Annotated in this window: 1 protein-coding gene; it reads right to left on the bottom strand. The window is 53.5% G+C overall.

The features are described 5' to 3' along the window. Positions 1 to 2159, bottom strand: a 2159-nt coding sequence (gene leuS / locus QME66_13485) for a leucine--tRNA ligase (protein ID MDI6809959.1), incomplete at both ends; no start/stop codon positions are given.

Genomic DNA, 2159 nt, shown 5'->3' with positions numbered 1-2159 from the left:
GGCCTTGATCTCCTCCTCTCCATAAGAGGCGGGCACCGTGATGCGGTCTCTCACTTTTCCATTGACCTGGACAACGATCAGGACCTCATCCTCCAGGACCGCCTCCGGATCATAATCAGGCCAGGCCCTCTTAACGACGAACTCCTTATTCCCCAGAGCCTCCCAGAGTTCCTCGGCAAAGTGGGGAACGAATGGCGAAAGCAGAATCACGGTCGTCTCAATCGCCTCCCTCATCAACCTCCTCGAGATTTCATCATCCCGGTCCTTGACCTCCGAACCATAGATCTCGTTGACCAGTTCCATGATCGCGCTGATGGCCGTGTTAAAATGAAATCGTTCAATATCCTCTGTCACCTTCTTGATCGTCTTATGGGTCTTCTGACGAAGGAGCTTTGCATCACTCTCTACCGGAGTTCCGAAAGGAGGGGAAGTCACATTCCGGAGTCTGGAATTCTGCTCAAAAAGGAGTCTCCAGACCCGGTTAAGAAAACGGAAGGAACCCTCCACTCCTTGATCGCTCCAGTCCAGATCCTTCTCGGGCGGAGCGGCAAAGAGGCAGAAGATCCTTGCCGTATCGGCACCAAACTTTTCGACCAGATACTCAGGATCGACCACATTCCTCTTCGACTTCGACATCTTCTCAAGCCTTCCCACTGTAATCTGAACGCCGCACTTGCGACAGCGAAAGGCTTCTCCCTCCCTTTCCACCTCATCGGGGAAGAGATATCCATCCCTGGGACACTCAAGAACCTCTTTGCAGACCATCCCCTGAGTGAGGAGATTGGTAAAGGGTTCTTCGGCGCTCAGCCACTCCATCTCCCTCAGGACGCGGGTGAAGAAGCGCGAATAGAGGAGATGGAGAATGGCATGTTCGATCCCACCGATGTATTGATCCACAGGCATCCAGTAATCGACCCTCTTCTTATCAAGCGGTCCCTCATGATAGTCGGGGCAGGCAAACCGGTCAAAATACCATGAGGATTCGACAAAGGTGTCCATGGTATCCGTCTCCCTTCGGCCCACACCTCCGCACCCAGGACATCTCACCTCCACAAACTCCTTTGCGCCTACCAGAGGCGATTCTCCCATGCCGGTCACTTCCACATTGGGCGGAAGAACGACAGGAAGGTCTCTTTCCGGAACCGGAATAGCTCCGCACTTCTCACAGTAGATAATGGGAATGGGCGCTCCCCAGTAACGCTGTCTCGAAATCCCCCAGTCTCTTAACCGGTAACTCACCTTCTTTCCGCCCAATCCCTTCTCCTCGAGGTGCTTCGCAATCGCCTCCCTCGCCTTCAGACTGCCCATTCCATTAAACTTCCCTGAGTTGACAAGAAAACCCTCTCCCTCATAGGCTTTGGTCATGGTATCCCCATTCAGGGTTTGGTCTTCCGGTTGAACCACAACGATGAGGGGAAGCTCGTACTGCTTGGCGAATTCGAAGTCCCTCTGGTCATGAGTCGGAACAGCCATCACTGCGCCCGTTCCATATTCCATCAGGACAAAATTGGCAACGAAGATGGGCATCCTCGCCTCTGTCATCGGGTTGACGCAATAACCACCTGTGAAAACACCCTCCTTCTCTGTCGTGGGAGCCGTCCTTTTGATCCGGTCCTGTCGTTTTATCTTCTCGACAAAGTCCCTCACCGCTTTCTCCTGGGAGGTCCCCTTTGAAAGGACAAGGGCCAGCGGATGTTCCGGAGCAAGGCTCATAAAGGTAGCGCCGAAGACCGTGTCCTGCCGGGTGGTGAAGACCTTGATCGCTTCCTTAGAATTCTCTAATGGGAAAAGAATCTCTGCGCCGATGGATTTTCCGATCCAGTTCCTCTGCATGGTGAGGACACGCTCCGGCCATCCCGGAAGTTTCTCGCACCATTCCAGCAGGTCCTCCGCATAATCCGTGATCTTGAAGAACCACTGCTCCAGTTCCTTCTGTGTGACACCCGGGTCATCGGCATGGCCCCGCCAGCAGGTCCCATCACCCATCACCTGCTCATTGGCTAAAACGGTCTTGCAGATCTCACACCAGTTAACCGTTGACCGTCTCTTATAGGCCAGCCCTTTCTCATACATCTTCAGAAAAAAGAGCTGTTCCCATCGATAATAAGAGGCATCGCAGGTCGCAAATTCCCGGTCCCAGTCATAACTGAAACCCATTC

Source organism: Candidatus Eisenbacteria bacterium (assembly GCA_030017955.1).
GTDB lineage: Bacteria > Eisenbacteria > RBG-16-71-46 > JASEGR01 > JASEGR01 > JASEGR01.
The sequence above is the reverse complement of the archived record's forward strand: the minus strand, read 5'-3'. Positions and strand labels throughout refer to the sequence as shown.